Origin of the sequence: Aminivibrio sp. (assembly GCF_016756745.1) — a bacterium.
In the GTDB taxonomy this organism is placed as follows: Bacteria; Synergistota; Synergistia; order Synergistales; family Aminobacteriaceae; genus Aminivibrio.
Window position 1 is genome coordinate 1 of sequence record NZ_JAESIH010000020.1, and the last position, 6,596, is coordinate 6,596.

The window sequence follows — 6,596 nt, forward strand, 5'->3', positions numbered from 1 at the left end:
CCTTCATCGTGAACGTGGTGCTGGACCGGGAGGAGCGGATCTACCGCTGCGTCTGCGGCGACCCGGAAAAGGCCCACGCGGCGGGCTGCGAGGCTTCCCGGGAGATCTTCGGCGTCCCCTTCCCGGAGTACGCCGACATCGTGATCACCGACACCTTCCCGGCGGACAGCGAGCTCTGGCAGGCTGCCAAGGGCATCTACGCCGGTGACCTCCCCCTGAAAAAAGGGGGTGTCCTCGTGACGGTAACCCCCTGCCCCGAAGGGGTGGCCCAGGGACATCCCGAACTGACGGATATCGGGTACCTCCCCTTCGCCGAAGCGAAGGCCATGGTGGACCGGGGCGAGATCGAAGACCTCACCTTGGCCGCCCACATCGTCCATGTGGGGCGAATCATCCGTGACAAGGGCAGGGGCATCATGGTCTGCCCGTGCATAAGCCCGGAAACATCCCGGAAACTGGGCTTCGCCCATGCGGCGACCCCTCAGGAGGCAGTGGACCTTGCCTTCTCCATGGCCGGCCCGGGGGCGAAGGTCATCGTCCTGCAGAACGGAGGGGACCTTCTCCCCATCCATGAACCAGAAGGGAGTTCTTCTTCATGAAGCGGCTCCTCCACATCGGGATCGTGTTGTACAGGGCGGTGCTCACCCTGATGACAGTGGCCCTTTTCATCATCGTGGGGGTGAGCGTGTTCACCCGGTACTTACTGAACAGTTCCCTGGGATGGTCCGACGAGCTTTCCCGGTTCCTCTTCATCTGGGTGACCTTCCTGGGTGCGGCCTACGCCTACGGACTGAACGAGCACATCGGACTGGATTTCGTGGTGGACAGGGTCCGGAGCGAAAAGACGAGGACCGTCATCCGCCTCCTGGGCGAAATCTGCATCGGCGTGGTCATCTTCGTCATCGCATGGTACGGCTGGGACGTGGCCGCATCCGCCACAAACCTCTCCCCGGCCCTGGACATTCCCATGACCTTCGTCTACGGAGTGGTTCCCCTGACCGGCGCGCTCATGCTCATCCAGAACATCCTGAAGATCCTGCAGTGGATCGGGCGTCTGCGGACCCTGTCCGCCGCTCCGGAAAGGAGGTAGGCCCATGCTCTGGCTCTTTCTCGGCATCCTGTTCTTCTTCACCATCTTCGGCGTTCCCATCGTCTTCTGCCTCGGCATAGCCAACCTGGTGATGCTCTGGGTCATGGACATCCCCCTCATGGCCCTCCCGGCGAAGGTCATCCAGGGAGCGGACAGTTTTCCCCTCCTTGCCATACCCTTCTTTATGTTCGTGGGCGAAGTGATGAACCGAGGCGGCATCGCCAGGAGGCTGGTGGACTTCGCCGACGCGCTGGTGGGACACATCACCGGAGGCCTCGGACACGTGTCCATCCTCAGCAGCATGTTCTTCGGCGGCATCTGCGGCTCGGCCGTGGCTGAAACGGCCGCCATCGGCGGACTCCTCATTCCGCCCATGAAAAAGCAGGGCTTCCCGGCCCCACTGGCGGCGGCCATCTGCGCCTCCGCGGCGGTGATCGGCATCATCATCCCGCCGAGCATCCCCTTCATCCTCTTCGGCATCATCACCAGCACATCCATCGCCAGGATCTTCCTCGGAGGCATCATCCCGGGCATCATCGTGGGGCTTGCGCTGATGGTGACCACCTATTTCATCACGAAAAAGCAGGGGATCGCCCGACCTGCACCCGACAGGACCTTCTCCCTTCGCCGTGTCGGGAAAACCTTCCTGAGCGCAGGGTGGGCCCTTTCCATTCCCGTGATCATCGTGGGCGGCATCCTGGGCGGCGTCTTCACCGCCACGGAAGCGGGGGCCGTATCGGCCTTCGTGGCCATGATCCTTGGTCTTTTCGTCTACAAGGAGATCTCCTTCAAAGATCTGCCGGGCATCTTTCTCTCCACCGGCAAGACCACGGCCACGGTTCTCTACCTTTGCGGCATGGCCATGTGCACTGCGTGGCTCCTTACGAGGGCGCGGGTTCCCTTCGAGTTGGCGGCCATGGTCCAGTCCATCACCGATTCGCAGCTCGGAGTGCTTCTCATGACCAACGTCCTGCTCTTCTTCGTGGGGTTCGTCATGGACCTTACGCCGGCCATGCTGATCCTCGCCCCCATTCTTCTGCCGGTGATGCAGCAGGTGGGGATCGATCCCGTCTATTTCGGCGTGCTCATGTCAGTCAACCTGGGGATCGGGCTCATCACACCCCCCGTGGGCACGGTGCTCTACGTGGCCACCGGTGTCGCCGGGGTGAAGTTCGAGGAACTGGTGAAGTCCATCGCCCCCTTCGTGGTTGCGGAACTGGCGGTGCTGGTACTGCTCATTTTCTTCCCCCAGATCATACTGTTCATCCCCAATCTCGTCCTGCCCTAAAGCGGGATCCGGGGAGCACAAGATCCGACGAAGGGAGTGACGGGAAAGGAGAAAGTCCAGATAACGGCAGCGGAGCGTTTTTTCAACTCAAGAAAAATACCTTGAAAGGGGAGAAATCAATGAAACTGAGAACATGTATCGCAGCGGTACTTCTTGTGGCCCTCTTCACCGGAGCGGCCTTCGGAGCCCAGTTCACCATCAACGCGGGCATAGGTCTGAACGACAAGTCTGCCCAGTTCCAGTCCCTGAAGTTCTTCAAGGAGCTGGTGGAGAAGAACTCCGACGGGAAGATCGAAGTGGTCCTCTTCCATTCCAGCCAGCTCGGCGACGACCGCACCATGATGGAAGCCCTCAAGATGGGGACCCAGGAGATGACCTGCCCCTCCACGGCTCCCATGACGGCCTTCGTCAACGCCTACAAAATTTACGACCTTCCTTTCCTCTTCGCCAACGAGGAAGTGGCAGACTACATCCTCGACGGCCCCGTGGGAAAGAAGCTTCTCGACATGCTTCCCGCCCAGGGAATGGTCGGCCTCGCCTACTGGGAGAACGGCTTCAGGATGCTCACCAACAGCGTCCGCCCCGTCAAGTCCCCCGAGGATCTGAAGGGCCTCAAGATCCGCACCATGGAGAACCCCATCCACCTGGCAGCCTTCAAGATCATGGGCGCCAACCCCACCCCCATGGCTTTCGGCGAGCTCTTCTCCGCCCTGCAGCAGAAGGTCGTGGACGGGCAGGAGAACCCCTGGGGCACCATCTTCCTGCAGAACTTCTTCGAGGTCCAGAAGTTCGCCACCGACACGGGACACGTCTATTCCCCCTTCGTGCTCCTCATCTCGAAGATCTTCTGGGACAAGCTGCCCGACGACCTGAAAAAGGTGGTCCAGGATGCCGCCGACCAGGCGAAGGTTCACAACCGGGAGATCAACCGGAAGATGAACGCCGAGTACCTGGAGAAGCTGAAGGAAAAGATGGAAGTGACCATCCTCACCCCGGAGCAGAAGGCCGCCTTCCAGAAGGCCTGTCAGCCTATCTACGACCAGTTCGCGGAGGATATCGGCAAAGACCTGATCAATGAAGTCCAGAAGCTCACCTCGGAATACAAGAAATAAACAGGCGTGTCGAAAACAGGCCGGCCTCCCCTTTAAGAGGAGGCCGGCCTGTTTTTCCCGTTCCGAAAAAGTGTCTACTTCATCCTGACGCCGATGCCCCGCTCCTCGTCAGTTCCCGGGACCAGGGAGTCGCAGAAGGCCGCGCAGATGCCCGCCACCGCCATGGGGGTCTTCAGGATGGCCCAGACCATGCCGCCCAGGGTCTGCAGGAAGGGATTGTAGTCAGGATTCATGAACAAGGACTGGTTCTGCTCGATCCAGCCGGGAAGGCCCATGGCCATGAGGAAGGCGAAACCGACGATGAGCACGTTCCTCTGGCTTCCCATGTCGGCTCTCATGAGCACCTGGATTCCCAGGGCGCCGATGGTGCCGAAGAGGGCGATGTACGCCCCGCCGATGACGGGGGAAGGCATGGTGGCCACCAGGGCGCCGAGCTTCGTCACGAAGCTCATGAGAATGAGGAGAACGGCTCCCGTGCGCACCACCCACCGGGAAGCCACGCCTGTGAGGCCGATGAGACCGATGTTCTCAGTGTAGGATGTGGTTCCCACCGATCCGAAGAGGCCGGACAGGGCGCAGTTGAGACCCTCGGCGCCGATGCCCCGGCTGATGGTTCCCTCGTCGGGGTCATCGAGCCCGGAGGCGTAGGAGACGGAGTGGTAGTCGCCCACGGATTCGATCATGACGGCGAAAAATCCGGCGAGCAGGGCTCCGAAGGCCAGCATGCTGAACTTGGGGGCACCCCAGGGCATGATGACATTGTAGCGCAGCCAGGGAGCCTCCGCAACCCTGCTGAGGTCCACGTGGGCGGGATGCCCGGCGGGGAAGACCCCGATCTTGGTCAGGCCGAGGCAGACCAGGTAGGTCAGAACGATGGAAGAGAGAATGGCGAAGATGTTGGCGTACTTGTTTTTGCTCACCAGGCTGAAGATGAAGATCAGGGCCACCACCATGAGGGAGATGGGCCAGTAGTTCGCCGCATTGAACTGGATGGCCGTGGGGGCGAGGGAGAAGCCGATGGCCATGATGACGGGGCCGATGACCACGGGGGTGATGATCTTGCGGATGTAGCCGATGATCCCCGTGTAGCCTATCACCGAGAGGATAATGCCGCCCAGAATGAGGCCGCCGCCCATGTACTGCATCACCACGTCGGGCCCCATGGCCTTGTAGGCGCCGATGATGGTCATTACCGACGGGATGAAACTGAAGCTCGAACCCTGGACTATGGGAAGGCCGGACCCGAGCTTCGGGTGTGTCTGGATGAGGGTGGCCACACCCATTCCGAAATAGACGCACGAAATCAGGGCCGCAATCTGGAGCTGGTCCATACCCATAGCCGGTCCGAAGATCAGGGGAACCAGCGTTGTGGCGCCGAACAGGGTCAGAACATGCTGGGCGCCCGCGAGAACCATGATGGGGAACGGGGGCCTGTCGAGCAATCCGTAGATTACTTTCTTTGCCATTGGCGAATACACCTCCTGTAAGTTGGTATTACTCCGAAGGAACCTTCACTTTTTCAAGGGCACCGGAAAACTCCTGCCGCACCTCCTTTCACGGAGAGTTCCCGCCTCGTGACATCCGGGAGCTGTCATCATCCCCCGAGGCGAGGAAATGGTTGACCAGCAGGTTCATGAGGACACCCACGGTAACGGCTATGAACACGTTGTTGTTCACGTACATCCTCCAGAAGGGAGTCAGCGTCGCAGCCCACTTCGCGCCCGCAGTGCTCGCGTAGAAGGGGAGCATGATGGCCATGCCGAGGGCCGTTCCGGCGACGAGGTTGTTCTTGAGATTCCGCTTCTCCGAAGTGATCACGTCAATGCCGGAGAACATGATGAGGCTCGCGCTGATGGCGAAGACGCCGCCGATGGCCGCCCTCGGAATGGAGGCGAGCATGACGGCAAGCTTCGGCGAGAGGCCGTACAGAAGGAACATCACCGCGGCCACCTGGGTGACGAACCTGCTGGCGATTCCCGTGGCGGCGATGATGCCGATGTTCTGGGTGTAGCTCGTCACCGGCAGGGCGCCGAGGAATCCGCTGGCGATGCATCCGGCTCCTTCCGCGGCGATTCCCCGGTTGATGTGCTTCACCCTGTAGCTCTCGCCGGAAACGGCGCAGGTGGCGGCATAGTCCCCCAGGGACTCGAAAATGGAGCCGATGTACCCGGTAAGTCCGCCGATGACGGCGGCGATGACAAAGGCCACTGCCGTGTCGGTGCCGTCAAGACCCCGGAAGGGGAACAGCTTCGGCATGGCGAACCAGGGCGCTTCGGCCACCCTTGCCCAGTCGTATTCTCCGAGAAGGGTCGCCGCGCCCACGCCCACGAGGAGAGTGGACACCAGGATGAATCCCCTGGACATGACCCCCCTGCACCGGAATTTCAAGAAGAGGGCCACCAGGAAGGCCGCGAGGGCGAGCGCCAGGTGGATCTGCCTGCCGCTGCCGAAGATCCACGTGAGGGAGATCCGTGCGGCCACAAACCCGATGGTGGCCACCACGGAACCGGTCACCACGGGGGGGATGAACTTTCTGATCTTGCCGAGCACCCGGGACATGCCCAGCAGGACTTCCAGGATTCCTCCGACGAACACGGCGCCCCACATGGCGGGAAAGCCGTACATGGCGGTCACCGGCCCCATGGCGGAGAGCACCGAGGCCGACGGTCCCTGGACGATGGGAAGCCTGTTGCCCACCGTGGTCTGGATGAGGGTACCCACGCCCATGGCAAGGAAGCATGTGCTGATCATGACGGGCAGCACGGACTGGGGCAGCCCGGCCAGGGTGACAAACATACCGGCCCAGATGAAGGGGGTAAAATCGACCAGGGTCACCTGCCAGGCGTAAAAAAGGGTTTCCAGAAACGTCTTCGGACGGTCCTCGATGCCGAGAACCGGCGTGATGGAGCTGACCACTTCCTGTTCGAATACGAGCTGTTCAGGATCATAGGAAGCCATTCTCTTTCTCCTCCTCGAAAGGATGATCTCATTCAAGCCGGCGAAACCGTGCCGGACCGGACCGGGACCGGAAGCCTCGGGAAAAAACGCCTCGCGTCAGACATCACGACGTTTCCGGCCATCTCCCCTTCCGCAGGTATTCCGCGAT

General features: G+C 61.2%; 5 protein-coding genes and 1 pseudogene. 4 read left to right on the forward strand and 2 right to left on the reverse strand.

Annotated elements, in window-relative coordinates:
- From JMJ95_RS01420 to JMJ95_RS01435, 4 genes and pseudogenes are all read left to right on the forward strand, one after another.
- Positions 1-599, forward strand: a pseudogene (locus JMJ95_RS01420) (hypothetical protein); the annotation flags it as partial.
- Complete coding sequence (locus tag JMJ95_RS01425; protein WP_290681568.1) at positions 596-1,090, forward strand: TRAP transporter small permease; 495 nt, start codon at positions 596-598, stop codon at positions 1,088-1,090. The pseudogene JMJ95_RS01420 and the gene JMJ95_RS01425, both read left to right, overlap by 4 nt.
- 4 nt (positions 1,091-1,094) lie before the next feature.
- Entirely contained in the window at positions 1,095-2,378 is a 1,284-nt protein-coding gene (locus tag JMJ95_RS01430) for a TRAP transporter large permease (RefSeq protein ID WP_290681571.1), read from the forward strand.
- Positions 2,379-2,497: 119 nt separating this feature from the next.
- Positions 2,498-3,490 (forward strand): TRAP transporter substrate-binding protein, encoded by a 993-nt coding sequence (locus JMJ95_RS01435; protein WP_290681574.1) that lies wholly within the window; start codon positions 2,498-2,500, stop codon positions 3,488-3,490.
- Positions 3,491-3,564: 74 nt separating this feature from the next.
- Here the strand turns inward: JMJ95_RS01435 and JMJ95_RS01440 are convergent, their stop codons facing one another.
- Complete coding sequence (locus JMJ95_RS01440; RefSeq protein ID WP_290681577.1) at positions 3,565-4,956, reverse strand: solute carrier family 23 protein; 1,392 nt, start codon at positions 4,954-4,956, stop codon at positions 3,565-3,567.
- Between the two features lie 88 nt (positions 4,957-5,044).
- Entirely contained in the window at positions 5,045-6,448 is a 1,404-nt protein-coding gene (locus JMJ95_RS01445; RefSeq protein ID WP_290681580.1) for a solute carrier family 23 protein, read from the reverse strand.
- Positions 6,449-6,596 lie beyond the last annotated feature (148 nt).

Excerpts from the sequence above, each read along its gene's own strand:
- JMJ95_RS01425 (WP_290681568.1), top strand. The coding sequence starts at position 596 with ATGAAGCGGCTCCTCCACATCGGGATCGTGTTGTACAGGGCGGTGCTC.
- JMJ95_RS01430 (WP_290681571.1), top strand. The coding sequence starts at position 1,095 with ATGCTCTGGCTCTTTCTCGGCATCCTGTTCTTCTTCACCATCTTCGGC.
- JMJ95_RS01435 (WP_290681574.1), top strand. The coding sequence starts at position 2,498 with ATGAAACTGAGAACATGTATCGCAGCGGTACTTCTTGTGGCCCTCTTC.
- JMJ95_RS01440 (WP_290681577.1), bottom strand. The coding sequence starts at position 4,956 with ATGGCAAAGAAAGTAATCTACGGATTGCTCGACAGGCCCCCGTTCCCC.
- JMJ95_RS01445 (WP_290681580.1), bottom strand. The coding sequence starts at position 6,448 with ATGGCTTCCTATGATCCTGAACAGCTCGTATTCGAACAGGAAGTGGTC.